Raw genomic sequence first — 16541 nt, 5'->3', positions numbered from 1 at the left:
GCTCATGATAGCAAATTTAGCTGTTACGAACACTAATTTCGCATCGCAATACTGGGCAGTATGGTAAGCGTGCAATGCTAAAAAAATGCTGCTAGTAAAGAAGCCGCGCGCTAGAGAAATAATCATCATTACTATAGCCGCGAGCGTAAGCTAACCGCACAAAGTTATAAGATAGTAATGTCGGATAAAAAACGCTAAGATAAAAACAAACGAGATTGTGATGGTTTATACCAAAATACTGTAAGACCAAAAATACTGTAAGACCAAAAATACTGTAAGACCAAAAATACTATAAGACTAAGGACAGTCATGAAACCCTATCGGTCAAATAGAGCAGTGCTGACTCAGCAAAGATTAGGCACAATACCAAGTTCGATATTTGCTCTAACCGCGCTTAGCTTGTTATTGCCTCCTATTAGTGCTCAAGCGGCTGAAAGCGGCATTGAGCAAATCACTATTTATCAAGGCTTAGCGAGCGTCACGCGTACGCTGCCGATTGCTGGTAGCGGTGAGCAAACGTTAGTGTTTTCTTGCTTGTCGCCTTATCTTGATCAAGACAGCTTGAGCGTACAAGCGCTTGGCGACGTTAATGTCGGTGAAGTCAGTATCGAGACCTTAAGCGGTGAGCAAGCTCAACTGTGCCAGTATCAAGGCGATGCTAAGGTACAGACGCAGCAAAATCACTTAGCCAGTATCAAAGCCGATTTAGAAGCGGCGCGTTTGGTCAAAGCCTATTTGCAAAATATGACCAAAGTCAACCAAATCAGCTTCGAGGGCACTTTGGGCAGTAATGCTCGTGAGCTAGAGACGCAGGCCGCCGCTATTAATAAGCGAATCCTTGAGATTGAGCAGCAACAAGCCCGCGCGCAAGATGCACTCAATCAGCTCATGGCTGGTAGCAGCACGACCACGCAAAATAGCGTCACCCAAGTCAGCGTGCGCACCGCTAGCCGTACGCCAAGTAACCTCAAGCTGCACTATCAAGTGCGCGGCGCTAGCTGGCAACCGACCTATCAAGCACGGCTCAATACCGATACTAAGCAGTTAAGTATTACTGCCTCGGCCATTATCGCGCAGCAAACCGGCGAAAACTGGCAAAACGTGCCTTTAATGCTCAGCTCAGTGAATCCGAACCAAAACGCGACAGGCCAGCTGCCTTATGTGCAGCGCTTATCGCTCTATGACGAGCAGCAGCAAGGTAGTGTCGCAAGATACGCGCAGCCAATGATGGAAGCGCCAGTCGTGGTGGTCTCAGCAGACGAAAGCGCTGGAGCTATGGCTAATATGGCGCCGTTACCGAGCTTTGCGGTCAACCGGCAAGATAAAAACGGCATAACTGAATACCGTTTGCCGCAGCGCGTTAGTATTCCGAGTGATGGTCGGCGGGTACGTACTGTTATCGATGAGCAAGCAGGAATCAGTAAGCTGTGGATTCGAAGCACACCAAGTGCAGAGCTGGCAGGATATTGGTATGCGTCAGCGCCGTTCTTGACACCCGCTTGGGTCGATGGCTCGCTGCAGCTGTACCGTGATGATAATTATATCGGGCAAACGCGCTATAGCTATCAGCTGCTAAAAGAGCAAGGCATTGGCTTTGGTGTTGATAATAATATGCGAGTTAAACAATTAGTAGATGAAGATAAACAAGGCGAGAAAGGCGCGTTTAATCGCATCCAAACTTTGACTAAGACAGAAGCTTATCAGTTTACTAATCAGCATAATAAAACGGTCAACTTACAAGTATTAGGCAGCGAGCCTATCAGCCGCGATGATAACTTAAAAGTCAGTGCCACCCATACGCCGCCAATTAGCGAGCGCGATTGGAATAGTAATCAAGGAGTCGTGGCTTGGGACTTTAAGTTAGCGCCGCAACAGTCGCAAGTCGTGCAGTCGACCTCGCAAATCAGTTATCCGGCTAAGCAAGAATTGATCAGTAATTAAAAAAGGAAAACTATGTGTATCGTCGCTATCGCTTGGCAGCTCTTTGATGAGCTGCCGTTAGTACTTTTATCAAATCGTGATGAGTTCTTAGCGCGTCCTACCGAGCAGTTGCACCAGTGGCCAGATCAGCCGATCTATGCTGGCCGCGACAGCCAAAGTGGCGGCACTTGGTTAGGCATTTATCAGCAAGAACGTCAACAGCAGAGTCAACAACAGAATCAGCAGTCTACTGAGGACAATCAAAGCCCTTTATATCAACAAAACGGTCACTGGGCGGCGGTATTAAACTTTCGCGATGGCGTGCAAGCAAGAGCAGATGAGCGCTCACGCGGCGAATTAGTGACCAGTTTTTTGACAAGTACACTCAGCCCGATGGCATTTGCGCGGCAGATTAAGCTACGAGACTACGCTGGGTTTAATCTCATCATTGGTGATAGCCAGCAAGCGGTCATCGTCAATAACCGTGGCCATGCGCCGACCGCTTTACATGCAGGATTGCATGTTTTCTCCAACGGACAGCCGGATGAAGAGTGGTTTAAAACTGAAAAGCTCCGCGCGCGCTTGCGTCAAGAAGTGCTGCCGCTCATCGCTGAGGATAGCTCGCTTGCGTATTGGCAAGCGGCCGCGCTTAATGTGATGTCAGATAGCACCTCAGCGCCTGAGGAAGGGCTGCCGAAAACAGGCGTACCAAAAGCTATAGAGCAAGCCTTATCGTCTGTGTACATCGACGCGGTCGCTTTGAGTAATACTGATACGCCAATGCCAAGTTATGGCACGCGTACGCAAAGTATTTTGACTTTGCGCGGTGAAGATAAGTCAGAAGTAAAAGCGCAGCTGATTAGCCATGAAACGGATAATGTTAAGTGTTAGGTAGCGAGCATTCCACGCAATATTGTGACGTTATACAGGTTACAGGGGCTGAAAAATGGAGCTATGCTTTATTAGGCTTGCCAGAAAAATAGCTAAAGACATAAAAAATGCTCGCTGTCATATCTGATGTTTTAGATATGACAGCGAGCATCTTTCATTAACGTGAGCGTCTATTCCATCAATAAATGATTGTTTTGTTCCGGAATAATCAGCTCTTGTCTAAGGGGTAACTCGCGTGCCAGCTCTTGCAAAGCACGGCGATAGACCCCGCGTTTAAAGTGAATCACTTGTCCGAGCGGATACCAGTAGCTGACCCATTGCCAATGGTCAAATTCAGGTTTTCCCTCATCAAAGCGAATGTGTTGAGTATTCGGCTCATCTAAGCGTAGCAAAAACCATTTTTGTTTTTGCCCAATACATAAAGGATACTGCCCATGGCGCACGTAGCGCTTTGGCAAGCGATAGCGTAACCAATCTTGAGTGACTGCCAATAAGTCGACATGGCGCGGATGCAGCCCGACCTCTTCCCAGAGTTCGCGGTACATCGCATCCATTGGCGTCTCGCCGCGGTCGATACCGCCTTGCGGAAACTGCCAAGCGTTGTGTCCGATACGCTTTGCCCACAGTACTTGCCCTTGTGTATTTGCCAAGATGATGCCGACATTGGCGCGAAAGCCGTCTGCATCTATCATGACTTAACCTTTTAATTTATCTAAAAATAACTTATTGCCAAGCGACATTCGATAGCCAACATAATTATTATAAGGTAGTGACTATCGTTGCCAAATTAGAATAAGTTTTATTACCCTTATTAAAACAAGAAATGGTCAAAATGTGTAACGATAATTTGCTATAAAATGTTTCACAAATTTAACGATTTAAAATCAATAACTTAAAATACAACTTTTGTTAAATAATGATAAGGCGGTAAATAATCAAACTTGCTCCCTTAGGTTCAAACAGGCTTTAAGTTTATGTTTCTAGACAAACCCTAGATGAAACTAATGCTAAACTAGTGCTACACTAACGGCATAAATCAGTACCGTAAATTAATAATATTAGGATAAGAAGATGGCAGAATCAAAAGCGAGCGTCACTTGGCAAGAGAATAAAGCTTTTATGGGCGTAGCGCCATCAGGGCATAACGTTCAGATCGACGCTGATAAAGAGAAGGGCGCAAGTCCCATGGAGCTAGTACTACTAGGACTTGGCGGCTGTGCCAGCTACGACGTGGTATCTATCTTACAAAAATCGCGGCAACAGGTGCAGGATGTACGCTGCGAGCTGACTGCACAGCGGGCGGAAACTATCCCAGCAGTATATACAGATATCTACCTACATTTTGTGGTTAGCGGACAAGATATCGCTGAAAAACAGGTTGAAAAAGCCATTAAACTTTCCGCTGATAAGTACTGCTCAGCCAGTCGTATGCTAGTAGATGGCGGCGTTAACATCACTCATGATTTTGTCATAACGACAGGCGAAGGGGCAGATGGTTAGATGATTTACCTCTTTGGTTTTATCCCTGATACTGCCGCTGCCGCAATATGGGCAATGGTGGTCGCCAGTTTATTGCCGCTACTGATGGCAATAACGGCCAAGGTGTTAGGCGGCTTTGGTCTCTCGGATAACGCCCATCCGCGAGAGTTTTTGCGGCAGACTACAGGTGCTTCGGCGCGGGCGAATGCCGCTCAGCAAAACAGCTATGAGACGCTACCGGTATTTTTGGCAGCGGTTATTGTCGCGATGCTGTTCTTTGTACCACAGCCCATTATTAATACCTTAGCTTGGCTATATGTGATTATCCGTATCGGTTATTGCGCGGCTTATATTACTAATTTGGCGACTTTTCGCTCTATTCTTTGGGTGCTATCAATGGCCTGTCCGCTAATGCTATTTTATATTGCGATTCGGATTAGCGCTTAGCTGTTAAAGTCAAAGCGTTGAAATAATAAAAGCGAAAAACGGTATTTAACAGCTACCTCAATTTAGAATTTTTATCAGCGACTCGCTTGTAAAGCGGCGATAATAGCCGCTTTATCTTTCTGCCTTTTGATCTCATTCCATAGACTTTGTGCTTCCATATAGCCCTTAGTCAGCATGCCCAGCCACTGCTTATAACGACCAACGAGCACCACATCATTTTTTGCTTCGCCTTGCAAAAACCTAATTTGATGAGTGATTAAGTCTGACCAAAGTAGTGTCGACGTTTTCAACGATTCGTCCTTAGCTACATCTATTTTATCCACTTGCGCAATTAAATCCGGCCGCGTCACCGCCCCGCGTCCGAGCATCAAATGGTTGGTGCCTGATTGCCTGATACATAGCTTCGCTTCCTCAGTGTTCCAAATCTCACCATTAGCAATCACTGGGATATCTAGGCTATTAAAGCCTTGAATTTTCTCCCAGTAAGCGGGCGGCTTATAGCCTTGCGTTTTCGTGCGGGCATGAATGGTTAGCCAATCCGCGCCGCTCGCGTCAATTGCCCCGCGTATATCATCCATACGGCTGGTATCGGTGTAGCCGAGACGTATCTTTGCTGACACAGGAATTTCGCTAGGGACTGCTTGGCGTACAGCGCTAATAATCTGATACATGACTTCAGGCTCATCGAGCAGCACTGAGCCGCCGCGATGGCTATTGACCGTCTTAGCAGGACAACCAAAATTAATATCGATAGCGGGCGCACCAAGCTCACAAGCAAAGACCGCATTCTCTGCCATCAACTGCGCTTCGCTACCGAGCAACTGGATATGAATAGGCGTACCTGAGGCGGTCTTAGCATCATGATGCAGCTCTGGCACGTATTTATAGAATACATGCGCAGGCAAGACAGTTTGGGTGACGCGAATAAACTCACTCACCGACCAATCATAAGGGCGACCCAAATCGGCGGCAATCTGCGTTAAGATTTGCCGCATTAACGGATCGGTCAAGCCTTCCATTGGGGCTAGTAGGCGGACGGGGTTGCTAAATAAAGGATTAAATTGTTTATTAGACATAGTATAAGAATTAAAGGTTTTAGCTGTTTTGGGTCGGTAGGTTACGTATCGCGAATGACAGTCTACAGCGGAGAATTGAATTTAATGACAAGGTTTATAAACGTTCGGGTAGGCTACGGCTTTAGCCCAGCAAATCGTTATACAAAATTAAAATATTGCTTGGTAAATACCAAGTTTAAAATTTAGTTATAACGTCTAAGAGCTCAAAGTACATAAAAAATTTAAGCTGCTAAATAAATGAGCAAACTAACTGCCATAAATCACTTTTTTACCGGTCTGCAGTCCTGAGATGAGTGGCGCAATATTGGCAATATCTAAGTTATTTTGTGCGCGAGTACAAGCCACATACAACAAACGCAATTCTTCAGGGCTAATCTTAATGCCGTTGGTCGTGACATCATAATAGAAGTCATCATCGAGCTGTACCTTTCCCCACTCAAGGCCTTTGGCTTTGTGCGCGGTTGAGATGACGTAATCGGCGTTCTCAACACGAGTTAAACTATTCACCGCGCGCGTCAAGACGCTAGTGCCATGATCATCGACCAATTTAACCAAAGTTTTTAGATCGCTGCCCTCATTGGTTTCTGAATACTCTTGCACATCCGACCAGTTATAGAAATACGCCAGCTCTGGCACGCCATAAGCAGATTTACCGTTTTTGAGGTTTTCTGCCGCTTGGCAGAACTTTAGCATACGCTCGGTATCGGCTTGTAGCGCTACGCGATGGCCGTGCTTTAACCCTGTGAGTAATTGCGCCATAGCCGCCGCGTTGGTACGGCAAAGAATGGCGTCCTTTTTGCTATGTACGAGGCCTTTCTCAGTAGAGGAGCTTTTATTGGGGTTGCCTTTAAGAGGCACGTCTTCTTGTAGCGCTTTGAGTAGAGTATTCGCCACCTCAGCAATAGGTTCGCCGAAGCGAAACGACTGCGTCAATAAGGTTTGCGGCAGCGGTAGCTTTTTCATCGCATTGACCGCTCCGCGCCACTCATAGATCTGCTGATGAGCATCGCCAACATAGATAACTTGCTTTGATTGCTGCGTCAAGATACCCATCATCAAAGGGTCGGCATCCTGCGCTTCATCAAATAAGATAAAGTCGGCCGGGATAGTAGGCTTAGATAGCGCCCATAATTTAAGATAAATATCATGACCGATACCGGCAGGATGACGCGCGTCAATCGACTGTAGCCAACGCTGCTCAACTGCCGGATAGAGCATTTCTCGTAGCTGCTCAGCGTCACTATCATCGAGCCAGCTGGGAAACAATAAATGCCGGGGCGCAGGGTAGCTGGCATGGGTACTACAAAAGTTACTCACCGCATCGCTGACAAATCGCGCAAGGCGGGCTGGGGTCAAAGTGATGTATTTATTCGAGCCTTCTATCTGCCGTCGCACTTGCACCGGCTGCAAGCCTAAGTCATCACCTAAGCGTTTCGGCGAAAACCGAGGCAATGATAGCTTAGCGGTAATGTCTCGCGGCACATGGCGATAGGCGAGCGAATGAAAGGTCCGGCAGTCGACGTGTCCTGGAAACTTGGCGCGCGCATCATTAGCTATAGCCTTGTTAAAGGCTAAGTACAAACCGCGACCACGCAGCCGCTCACCAATCAGCTTTAGAGTAGTCGTTTTACCCGCGCCGGCATAAGCGACCACCTTAAACGATTTATGATCCATCGCCATATTAAGCGCAGCAAGCTGCTCTTCGGTAGGGTCACTCATATAAGCGGGCATAGATGCAGACATAAAAAGCTACCTAAATGTAAAACAGAATAAAATGAAGCATGAAATAAAAGACACGGGGCTAAAAAAAGCCACTGCGTAAACAATGGCTCATTAGAAGAGAAAAAACGCAAATAAAGGCGCTTTCTTGATTGGAATAGGGTTTGTTGCGCATGCGTAAATGAGCACTACTGATTTTAACAGATTAGCTTTGTCTTTATGAGCAAACATTTGCTATCAGCAGTCATTGTCTTATAACGCACTAATCATTTCATAAAGCATTGATATCATTTTGGCTTTGTTAATGCTCTGAGTGCTCAGCGACTAGATCTTCTTTTTTGTCTTTAAGCAAGATTTTAGCTAAAAATAAGCCCAACTCAAACAACAGCCACATCGGAAACGCGAGCATCAACATCGATACCCCATCTGGCGGTGTCACTACCGCCGCTATGGCAAAACAGCCCACAATGATATAACGGCGTTTATCTTCTAAGCTTTGAATGGAGACAATACCGACCAATATCAACAGCAAAGTCACCACTGGAATCTCAAACGTCAGCCCAAACACCATAAATAACTTCAAGGCAAAGCTCAGATAACTGTCTATATCGGTCATCGGCAATACGTTTTGTGGCGCAAAAACGATAAAGAATTTAAGTACGCCTTTAAGTACCACAAAATAGGCAAAAGCCACGCCGGCATAAAACAGCATGATCGATGATAATAGTACCGGTATTGCGACTTTTTTCTCTTTTTTGTACAGCCCTGGTGCGACAAAAGACCAAATTTGATAAAGAATATAAGGCATGGCAAAAAAGGCAGCCACAAATATAGTCAAGCGTATCGGCGCCATAAAGTTAGAGGTAATATCGGTCGCGATCATCGTTGAGTTAGCAGGCAGCTGCGCCACTAATGGGTCAGATAAAAAATCATAAAGCTCCCGTGAGAAACCAACCAGTGCTAAGAATACGATTAATACCGCGGCGCAGATCTTGATGAGATGCCGGCGTAGCTCAATCAAATGCTCAGTGATGGGCATGTCTGCAAGAGAGTCTAATAAATCATCGGATTTTTCGTCTTGAGCACTTTTAGCATCAACACTACCAAAAGATGCGCTATCAACTGCCTCTTCATGAGCTCGTTTTTCTTGCCGGCTTTTTTGGCGTTTAAACAATGTCATAAACTCGCCTCTCCATTATGAGGCATGGGGTTATCCGCATCGGTTTGGCTATAAAGCAAAGTATCAGCTTTATAATTCGGCATGTAAGGCGCAGCAGGCAGACGACGCGCCTTATCGTAAGCCCCTAAGCGAAACCACATATTCTCCCATGGACGCGTCATTATAGGCGTATTTATATCGTCGATAGAGGCTGAGTCAGTATTTATAGCTTCGGACTGCTTATCAACCATCAAGTCACTATCATAAGCATATTGTTCATCTAAAGTTGGCGTCGCCGCGCTTTTGCTAGCATCGACAGCAGTATCATTATCCTTGTGAGCGTTTGGCTCTTTTTTTAAGCTAGTAGAATTATTTTCATCTTTTAAGCTGTGATTCTGAGCAGATTCAAACTCTTGCATGTTTCCGCGTAACTCAGCCATCTCGCGCTTCATTTGCGCTTCTGTCTCGCGAATTTTTGCCAGCTCTTTTTGCATCTGCTGGCGGGTCTCTGCCAGATCAAGCTCAGCTTCTATCTCGGACTGTAGCGTTGAGACAGTACGGCGAATTTTGCCATACCATTGACCAGCAGTACGCGCTGCTTGTGGCAGCTTCTCCGGGCCAAGCACGATTAAGGCAATAACGCCAAATAAGAGTAACTCTGAAAATCCGATATCAAACATAAGGCCTGAGCATCACTATCTATAGAGCAGGTAAAAATAACCAACGTAGCGGCTGTACTAACTACTCTGTCGAACTAAACTTTATGTTGATCATCGCTTGCAGCAGGACTGATTTCAATATCATCAACTTTGGTGCCGTGCGTTTTATTAGCACTGCTATTGGGGGGCACGCCAGCTTCATGATCGAGTACGCGGTGTTTTTTAGCGTTTTCGGCTTCTTCGTCTTTGACCGCATCTTTGAAGCCTTTGACCGCGCCGCCTAAATCTTTACCGGCATTTCTCAGCTTAGAGGTGCCAAAAACGACGACCACGACCACCAAGAGAATGAGCCAATGCGTAATAGAAAAACTGCCCATAATGATATCCTTAATGTCTGAGACCTCATGTCTGAGATTTCTGAGTGTGAATGCTGCTCTTTAGTTGTTGGCATTAGTATTGCCGCCACCGCGCTACTGTTATTTTATAGAATATTGATCTATTTGACAAAAATACAGACATAACGCTGACGTAAAAATACTATTATACCTTGCCGTTATGACAAAAAGGTGAAAGTCGCAACAATCACACAGAGTAAATAGGTAGTGGCACTTTTGTTTTCGACATATAGTCGATCCTAAATAAAACAGATACATTATATATCAACGTGCAACTGGTCTAAATTTTCCTTGCGTGCTGTGCCTACGTAGATAGAGGCTGCGAAAAACTTATTCCAGTCCCACTGTATCGTTTTTATACTGAACTCACTATATGATAGGTTATCTCGACGCTTTCTCATCAATACCCGAAAGGCCAAAACGTCGTCCCAGCTCATTGAGTACGGCCTCAGACTCTATATCGAACCAAGCCAGACCAATTAAACTGTGGAACCAGACATCAGCCACTTCATAAATAAACTCATAACGCGCGGCATCAAAGGCTTCTTTATCTAGTTGCGCATCACTATGGGCCAAGTCTTTGGCCGCAATAATGCTCTCGGTCGCCTCTTCGCCTACTTTTTCTAATATCTTGTTAAGACCTTTTGCGTAAAGGCTTGCCACATAAGAGCTATCGCTATCTGCTTGCTTGCGGGCGCTGAGGACTTGATCGAGCTGCTGTAAAATGGAGTCTTCAGCTTGCAGGCTTTGATGATTCTCTTCAGCCAAGTTAGTGTTCGTTTTACTCGTAGTTTCTGTAGCTTCAGGGCTTTGAGAGTTAGTGCTATAGATATCGGCAGGGTCTTTTAATACCGGTTCCACTGCTTGCCAAGTGGGCTCTGAGCCCGACAAGTCCAAACGCTGATAAAAGCAGGACTCACGGCCAGTATGACAAGCGATACCGCCCACCTGGGTGACACTGAGTACGATAACATCAGCGTCACAGTCTAAGCGGATATCATGTACGTGCTGGGTATGCCCTGAGGTTTCGCCTTTATGCCACAGCTGATTACGAGAGCGCGAAAAGTAGACCGCTGTTTGCGTTTGGGCAGTCAGTTGCAGCGCTTCGCTATTCATCCAGGCCATCATCAAGATACGTCCTGATTGATGGTCTTGAGCGATTGCTGGAATGAGTCCGTCGGAATTAAAGGTGATAGCAGTGAGCCAAGCCGGTACAGTCATAATGTCTCTAGCGTCTGATAAAAAAGGGGAGGGCGGTTGATTAGCATTAGGCTAGATCGATAATACTATACAGGTGGCTTGAATGCGATACGATAATAAGAAAAACAGCAAGAAAAAACAGAAAAGTAGGGCTTAGGCGTTAGCCTGTTTACATTGATCAAGGGCCTGTTTGATTGTCTTGTTCAGAGTCGTGACTTTACCTGATCGATAATCATAATTAACAAAATGCTGGCGTGATTTGGCTACTAAAGAGCCATCATCCATGCGCGTGACCTTAATATTGATATCGCAGCCTTCAGTAGATAACTGCTGTACGCCTACCTCAAATAACAGCGCTTCACGCGTGCGCACCATACTAAAAAGGTTCAATTGCATATCAACTATAATAAGACCTTGGTAATCGGCATGAATCTGCTGGATACCTTTGGCATATAAAAATCGCTCGCGAGTCTCAGACAATAGGTGAGATAAAGACTCTGGCGTCAAAAAATTACCAACACCAATTTCGTTATTTCTCACCCGCATGACCGTCTCAAAGACGAATACAGTATCATCGAAGACTAATTCTCGGTCTGTTGGTATCATCGATAGTATCTCCTATAAGGATGCTCTAAAGGGTAAAAGTTTGGGAGTGCCCTCGCCGAATCATTAATGCCACGTATTGCTATACAAATTCATATAGGAGCTAACACGAGCTAATCGTATAAACGGGTATCGTTAGAGTACGTTATATTCATTTATATGAATACATTATTATAGCCATAGCTGCCGGATAATTTCAATATTTTTAGGGGTGAACGGTTGCTTTACACGCTAAAAGGACAAATAGGCTGCTGAAGAAAATTCGCTACTAGCTACTATGATAGCGTTTCATTAATTAGAGCTAAAAATTGAAACTTTGGTTGGCAAATTAATAGCGAGTCTGCTAAAATAGCGCCTCCCACCTCGAGGCAAATGGTTGATTGATGAGCAGATTTTATGAATCGCTGATAATAATCGTTTGACGACCAGGTTCTATCAAAGACAAAGAGGCAACTCATCATGAAAGTTAAGATGAAAACTAGAAGCGGCGCCGCAAAACGCTTCAAAAAAACCGCGAATGGCTTCAAGCGTAAGCAAGCCTTCAAAAGCCATATTTTGACCAAGAAATCTCCTAAGCGTATTCGCCAGTTGCGTGGTCTAAAGATGGTGGCCAAGTCTGACGAAGCAGCAGTTCGTCGTATGTGCCCATACATCTAATCGATCTTTGCAATTTATCGCTTATTATATCTAAAGAATCTTGGAGTAAATTATGGCCCGTGTAAAACGTGGTGTACAGGCAAATCGCCGTCACAAAAAAATCCTAAAACGTGCAAAAGGCTACTACGGTGCCCGTTCACGTGTTTATCGTGTAGCAGTACAAGCCGTAACGAAAGCGGGTCAATACGCTTATCGTGACCGCCGTAACAAGAAACGCTCTTTCCGTCGTCTATGGATCGCTCGTATCAACGCTGGTGCACGCTTAAATGGTTTGAGCTACAGCCGCTTTATCAACGGTATGAAAAAAGCCAACATCGATATCGATCGTCGCGTTCTAGCTGACATCGCTATGCATGATGCGGCGACTTTTAGCGTACTGGTTGAAAAAGCGAAAGCAGAATTGGCTTAAGTATTAGCTACCCTTAGACTTTATTGTTAAGTGATTAAGGGCCAGTTAATCAGCATGATTAGGTCAATATAAAACAAGCTACCGCTAGTCGGTGGCTTTTTTTGTATCTTTGTCTCTTCCTCATATTCAAATAGGTCAAGAATTTACGATAGCGAACATCGCTATGTTCAACAGACCCTAATCCGTCCAGATAAAAAGACGGTAAATAATTTGCAATATTTGCGCAAACCCTTACAATCTATACTCTGTCTATACCAGGAATAATGCGTCTTATGACTACCCCTGTTGCTACCGATTTGTCGGCGCTACCGACTCTATCTTCGCAATTAAATGAGCTCGATGAAGCGCAGCTAAACGGTTTTGCCGACGCTGCTGTAGCGCTAATTGCGCAAGCGACCACCGTACCTGAACTGCAAGAGCTGCGCGTACAGCTGACGGGCAAAAAAAGCTCGCTGACCCAGTGGTCAAAACAAATGGGTAAGCTGGCTGCCGACGACAAAAAGACGTACGGCGGCTGGTTGCACGGGGTTCGTAGCCGTATTAATCAAGCTTTGAGCGAGCAGCAGCAGCAACTTGAGACTGCAGCCTTAAATGCAAAGCTTGCCAAAGAGAGTGTCGATATCACTTTGCCTGCGCGCGGCGCTCAAAAAGGTCACTTGCACCCTGTGACTATGATCACTCAGCGCATGCAGCAGTTTTTTGTGCAAGCAGGCTTCAACGTGGCGACTGGCCCTGAAGTTGAGAGCGACTATTATAATTTTGAAGCGCTAAATATTCCCTCGCATCATCCTGCGCGCGCTATGCACGACACTTTTTATTTTGACGCGCATTATTTATTGCGCACGCATACGAGCCCAGTGCAAATTCGTACTATGGAGCAAAGCGCGCCGCCGATTCGTATTATCTGTCCAGGCCGCGTCTATCGTAACGACTCAGACCAAACGCATTCGCCAATGTTCCATCAGCTAGAGGGGCTTATGGTCACTGAGTCGAGCACTTTTGCTGAGCTAAAAGGCTTGATTAGCGAGTTTTTGCAAGCCTTCTTTGGCAAAGAGCTGACTGTCCGTTTCCGTCCTTCATTCTTCCCGTTTACTGAACCTTCAGCCGAAGTCGACATCTTAGATGATAATGGTAAGTGGCTAGAAGTCATGGGCTGCGGCATGGTCCATCCGCAAGTACTAACCAACTGCGGTATCGATAGCGATAAATATACTGGCTTCGCTTTTGGTATGGGTATTGAACGTTTTGCGATGCTCTATTACGGTATCGATGATTTGCGTCTATTCTTCCAAAACGACGTGCGCTTTTTGCAGCAATTTGGCTAACTGCTTGTCTGCTATAGACTTGTATTTAGGGCGCTAGGTGCTGATAGGCCTTTCCTTACTATAGAATCTTTATTATAAAATTCAGATCCGAGATATTTATGAAAATTAGCGAACAATGGCTACGTCAATGGGTAAATCCCGCCAATACTAGCGAGCAGTTAGCTGAGCAGCTAACAATGGCCGGGCTTGAGATTGACGATCGTTTTGCAGTTGCCCGCGCTTTTAGTGGTGTGGTCGTCGGCGAAGTGCTTAGTGTGGAACAACATCCAGATGCCGATAAGCTGCGCGTTACTCAGGTCAATATTGGTACTGCTGAACCATTACAAATCGTCTGCGGTGCACCCAATGTTTATGCTGGGATGAAAGCGCCTGTGGCTACCGTTGGTGCTGTGCTACCAAGCGATGACAAGACAGCTTTTAAGATTAAAAAAAGCAAGCTACGCGGCGTGGCCTCAAACGGTATGCTTTGCGGTGCTTCTGAGATTGATTTGATTGATGATATCGACGGACTCCTTGAGCTACCTGACGATGCTCCAACTGGCACTGATATCCGTGAGTACTTAGGCTTAGACAATCAAATATTAGATATCTCTATCACGCCGAATCGCGGCGACTGTTTCAGCGTACGCGGTATCGCGCGCGAAATAGCCGTTATCAATGAGCTATCGATGCAGACGCCGGAGATAAACTTAGCTTTTGCCGCTAGTGAAGAGGTAAAAACTCCTAATGTAAAGGTCGCTGCCACCGAACAGTGCCCGCGTTATTTATTGCAAGCGATTAGCGCTATCGATCGTAGTATCGATACCCCAAAATGGCTGAGTGACGCACTTATTCAATCAGGTCTACGTACCCATAACTTCTTAGTCGATGTGACGAATTATGTGTTGATGGAGCTTGGCCAGCCATTGCACGCTTTTGATGCCGATACGATCGAAGGCGATATCCAAGTGCGTTTGGCTAAGCCGCAAGAGAGTGTTACTTTGCTCAATGATCAGACGCTAACGTTAAGCGGTGATGAGCTCGTCATCGCTGATGACCAAGGTATCTTAGCCCTTGCTGGTATTATGGGCGGCAAGCGCAGCAGCGTCACTGAGACGACGACCAATATCGTGCTAGAGAGTGCGTTTTTTAGTCCATTAGCTATCGCCGGTCGTGCTCGCCGTTTCGGTCTGCATACCGATGCTTCTCAGCGCTTTGAGCGCGGCGTTGATTTTGAGTTGCCACAGCTTGCTTTAGCGCGAGCTCGCGAATTAATCACCGCAGTTACAGGCGGCGTAGCAGGATCTATAATGAGTGCTGAGAGTCCTACACAGCTACCCTCACGAGCGCCCATATCTTTACCTATTGCAAAGGTGGGCGAGGTGATAGGTATCGATATCGAACCTGAGACGATGATACGTATTTTGACTCAATTAGGGTTTGACGTAGAGCAGCAAGGGCATGTTTTAAAAGCTACGCCGCCATCGCATCGTTTTGATATGAGTATTGCTGAGGATTTGATAGAAGAGATTGCACGAATATACGGTTACGACAATATTCCCAGTACCTTGCCTCATCTACAAGTGAGTATGGACTATGACGATACTGCAGATTTGACTCATGAGATGAAGCTGGCACTAGTCGATATCGGCTATATGGAAGCGATCAGCTTTAGCTTCAGTGATGCAAAGATAGAAGCGCTAATCGAAGATGAGGCACTAGGGGAGGTATTAGCTCTAGCCAATCCGATATCGAGTGATTTAGCCGTGATGCGCCGTACGCTATTATCGAGTCTGTTGCCCTGTGTGCAGTATAATCTTAACCGTCAACAGTCGCGTGTGCGCTTTTTTGAGACCGGTCTAAGCTTTGTTGGTCATAGCGTTAGTGAGTTGGTACAGACGCCTAGCATAGCGCTCGTTGCTGTAGGTAATGTTTGGGATGAACAAGCCTACCAAAACCGTGCAATTGATTTTTATGATCTCAAACATGATGTAGAGCAGCTACTTCCTGCTTTAATCGACGGCGCGCGAGTGCGTTACGAGCGCAGTGAGCTGGACTTTTTACACCCAGGTCAGAGCGCTAAGCTTTATATAGATGATCTGTACGTAGGATGGCTCGGTCAGCTACACCCTAATACTGCTAAGCAGCTTGATTTGCCAGTCACTTGGGTCGCTCAGCTCTCACTAGCGCCTTTATTAGAGCTTGCTCGTGAACAGCAGACGATTACCACACCCAGCAAATTTCCACAGATACGCCGTGATATCGCTATTTTGGTCGATGATAAAATCAGCTTGCAGACTCTACAAGCTACCATACGTAGCGCGGCAGGCGAATTATTAACTGATTTGTGGTTATTTGATGTTTATCAAGGGGATAACGTACCTGCAGGTCAGCGTTCACTAGCCTTTGCATTAGTATGGCAAGATTATAGCCAAACCTTGTCTGATGACACGGTCAAAACAACGACCGATAAAGTGGTTGCGGCTTTGAGCGAGCAGCACGGGGCTCAATTACGCGACAGCTAAGCGGCACTCACTTATGCTAACTAGTTATTATTAAAGAATTTTATGATAACTAGTCATCAATTTATAAAAAAATCCTTTATAATGACAAGCGTTGAAAA

General features: G+C 45.7%; 16 protein-coding genes. 8 read left to right on the top strand and 8 right to left on the bottom strand.

What is annotated here, in order from left to right:
- The first annotated feature begins 309 nt into the window (after positions 1-309).
- Positions 310-1941, top strand: a complete 1632-nt coding sequence (locus W234_RS0107130) for a DUF4139 domain-containing protein (protein ID WP_025646066.1) — start codon at positions 310-312, stop codon at positions 1939-1941.
- 12 nt (positions 1942-1953) lie between these two features.
- Positions 1954-2811, top strand: coding sequence for an NRDE family protein (locus tag W234_RS0107125; RefSeq protein WP_025646065.1), 858 nt, complete (start codon positions 1954-1956; stop codon positions 2809-2811).
- A gap of 170 nt (positions 2812-2981) precedes the next feature.
- Here the strand turns inward: W234_RS0107125 and W234_RS0107120 are convergent, their stop codons facing one another.
- A complete protein-coding gene (locus tag W234_RS0107120) occupies positions 2982-3503 on the bottom strand; it encodes an RNA pyrophosphohydrolase (protein WP_025646064.1) in 522 nt (173 codons plus the stop codon).
- Between the two features lie 379 nt (positions 3504-3882).
- On the opposite strand from W234_RS0107120, the gene W234_RS0107115 reads away from it, so the two are divergent.
- Together W234_RS0107115 and W234_RS0107110 are read left to right on the top strand one after the other, a co-directional pair.
- Positions 3883-4311 carry an OsmC family protein gene (locus W234_RS0107115; RefSeq protein ID WP_025646063.1) on the top strand — a complete coding sequence of 143 codons (429 nt, stop codon included), beginning with the start codon at positions 3883-3885 and terminating at the stop codon, positions 4309-4311.
- On the top strand, positions 4312-4737 hold the full coding sequence (locus W234_RS0107110) for an MAPEG family protein (RefSeq protein WP_025646062.1): 426 nt from the start codon (positions 4312-4314) through the stop codon (positions 4735-4737).
- Positions 4738-4811: 74 nt separating this feature from the next.
- Here the strand turns inward: W234_RS0107110 and W234_RS0107105 are convergent, their stop codons facing one another.
- The 7 genes from W234_RS0107105 to W234_RS0107075 all read right to left on the bottom strand — a co-directional run bounded on the left by W234_RS0107105 (position 4812) and on the right by W234_RS0107075 (position 11551).
- Positions 4812-5813, bottom strand: a complete 1002-nt coding sequence (locus W234_RS0107105) for a tRNA dihydrouridine synthase (protein WP_025646061.1) — start codon at positions 5811-5813, stop codon at positions 4812-4814.
- A gap of 246 nt (positions 5814-6059) precedes the next feature.
- Positions 6060-7556, bottom strand: coding sequence for a UvrD-helicase domain-containing protein (locus W234_RS0107100; protein WP_025646060.1), 1497 nt, complete (start codon positions 7554-7556; stop codon positions 6060-6062).
- A gap of 277 nt (positions 7557-7833) precedes the next feature.
- Positions 7834-8571 (bottom strand): twin-arginine translocase subunit TatC, encoded by a 738-nt coding sequence (tatC, locus tag W234_RS0107095; protein ID WP_392397031.1) that lies wholly within the window; start codon positions 8569-8571, stop codon positions 7834-7836.
- Between the two features lie 137 nt (positions 8572-8708).
- Positions 8709-9371: a Sec-independent protein translocase protein TatB gene (gene tatB / locus W234_RS0107090; protein ID WP_025646058.1), complete on the bottom strand. Its 663-nt coding sequence runs from the start codon at positions 9369-9371 to the stop codon at positions 8709-8711.
- A 74-nt stretch (positions 9372-9445) separates the two neighbouring features.
- Positions 9446-9727 (bottom strand): Sec-independent protein translocase subunit TatA, encoded by a 282-nt coding sequence (tatA, locus tag W234_RS0107085; protein ID WP_025646056.1) that lies wholly within the window; start codon positions 9725-9727, stop codon positions 9446-9448.
- A gap of 399 nt (positions 9728-10126) precedes the next feature.
- Positions 10127-10966, bottom strand: coding sequence for a bifunctional phosphoribosyl-AMP cyclohydrolase/phosphoribosyl-ATP diphosphatase HisIE (gene hisIE, locus W234_RS0107080; RefSeq protein WP_025646054.1), 840 nt, complete (start codon positions 10964-10966; stop codon positions 10127-10129).
- 132 nt (positions 10967-11098) lie between these two features.
- Entirely contained in the window at positions 11099-11551 is a 453-nt protein-coding gene (locus tag W234_RS0107075; RefSeq protein WP_025646052.1) for an acyl-CoA thioesterase, read from the bottom strand.
- Between the two features lie 456 nt (positions 11552-12007).
- On the opposite strand from W234_RS0107075, the gene rpmI reads away from it, so the two are divergent.
- From rpmI to pheT, 4 genes are all read left to right on the top strand, one after another.
- Positions 12008-12205: a 50S ribosomal protein L35 gene (gene rpmI, locus W234_RS0107070; protein WP_025646050.1), complete on the top strand. Its 198-nt coding sequence runs from the start codon at positions 12008-12010 to the stop codon at positions 12203-12205.
- A 52-nt stretch (positions 12206-12257) separates the two neighbouring features.
- The gene (rplT, locus tag W234_RS0107065) at positions 12258-12614 is read left to right on the top strand and encodes a 50S ribosomal protein L20 (RefSeq protein ID WP_025646048.1); all 357 of its coding nucleotides are present in this window, start codon (positions 12258-12260) and stop codon (positions 12612-12614) included.
- 272 nt (positions 12615-12886) lie between these two features.
- Positions 12887-13939, top strand: a complete 1053-nt coding sequence (gene pheS, locus W234_RS0107060; RefSeq protein WP_025646046.1) for a phenylalanine--tRNA ligase subunit alpha — start codon at positions 12887-12889, stop codon at positions 13937-13939.
- Between the two features lie 98 nt (positions 13940-14037).
- Complete coding sequence (gene pheT, locus W234_RS0107055) at positions 14038-16443, top strand: phenylalanine--tRNA ligase subunit beta (RefSeq protein WP_025646044.1); 2406 nt, start codon at positions 14038-14040, stop codon at positions 16441-16443.
- Positions 16444-16541: the final 98 nt, after the last annotated feature.

Source organism: Psychrobacter sp. TB15, assembly GCF_000511655.1.
GTDB classification, from domain to species: domain Bacteria; phylum Pseudomonadota; class Gammaproteobacteria; order Pseudomonadales; family Moraxellaceae; genus Psychrobacter; species Psychrobacter submarinus.
Note: the sequence above shows the minus strand (reverse complement) of the source record. Positions and strands in the feature narration are given on the sequence as shown.

Bases quoted from the DNA above. Each gene is read 5' to 3' on its own strand.
- W234_RS0107130 (WP_025646066.1), top strand. From the start codon at position 310: ATGAAACCCTATCGGTCAAATAGAGCAGTGCTGACTCAGCAAAGATTA.
- W234_RS0107125 (WP_025646065.1), top strand. From the start codon at position 1,954: ATGTGTATCGTCGCTATCGCTTGGCAGCTCTTTGATGAGCTGCCGTTA.
- W234_RS0107120 (WP_025646064.1), bottom strand. From the start codon at position 3,503: ATGATAGATGCAGACGGCTTTCGCGCCAATGTCGGCATCATCTTGGCA.
- W234_RS0107115 (WP_025646063.1), top strand. From the start codon at position 3,883: ATGGCAGAATCAAAAGCGAGCGTCACTTGGCAAGAGAATAAAGCTTTT.
- W234_RS0107110 (WP_025646062.1), top strand. From the start codon at position 4,312: ATGATTTACCTCTTTGGTTTTATCCCTGATACTGCCGCTGCCGCAATA.
- W234_RS0107105 (WP_025646061.1), bottom strand. From the start codon at position 5,813: ATGTCTAATAAACAATTTAATCCTTTATTTAGCAACCCCGTCCGCCTA.
- W234_RS0107100 (WP_025646060.1), bottom strand. From the start codon at position 7,556: ATGTCTGCATCTATGCCCGCTTATATGAGTGACCCTACCGAAGAGCAG.
- tatC (WP_392397031.1), bottom strand. From the start codon at position 8,571: ATGCCCATCACTGAGCATTTGATTGAGCTACGCCGGCATCTCATCAAG.
- tatB (WP_025646058.1), bottom strand. From the start codon at position 9,371: ATGTTTGATATCGGATTTTCAGAGTTACTCTTATTTGGCGTTATTGCC.
- tatA (WP_025646056.1), bottom strand. From the start codon at position 9,727: ATGGGCAGTTTTTCTATTACGCATTGGCTCATTCTCTTGGTGGTCGTG.
- hisIE (WP_025646054.1), bottom strand. From the start codon at position 10,966: ATGACTGTACCGGCTTGGCTCACTGCTATCACCTTTAATTCCGACGGA.
- W234_RS0107075 (WP_025646052.1), bottom strand. From the start codon at position 11,551: ATGATACCAACAGACCGAGAATTAGTCTTCGATGATACTGTATTCGTC.
- rpmI (WP_025646050.1), top strand. From the start codon at position 12,008: ATGAAAGTTAAGATGAAAACTAGAAGCGGCGCCGCAAAACGCTTCAAA.
- rplT (WP_025646048.1), top strand. From the start codon at position 12,258: ATGGCCCGTGTAAAACGTGGTGTACAGGCAAATCGCCGTCACAAAAAA.
- pheS (WP_025646046.1), top strand. From the start codon at position 12,887: ATGACTACCCCTGTTGCTACCGATTTGTCGGCGCTACCGACTCTATCT.
- pheT (WP_025646044.1), top strand. From the start codon at position 14,038: ATGAAAATTAGCGAACAATGGCTACGTCAATGGGTAAATCCCGCCAAT.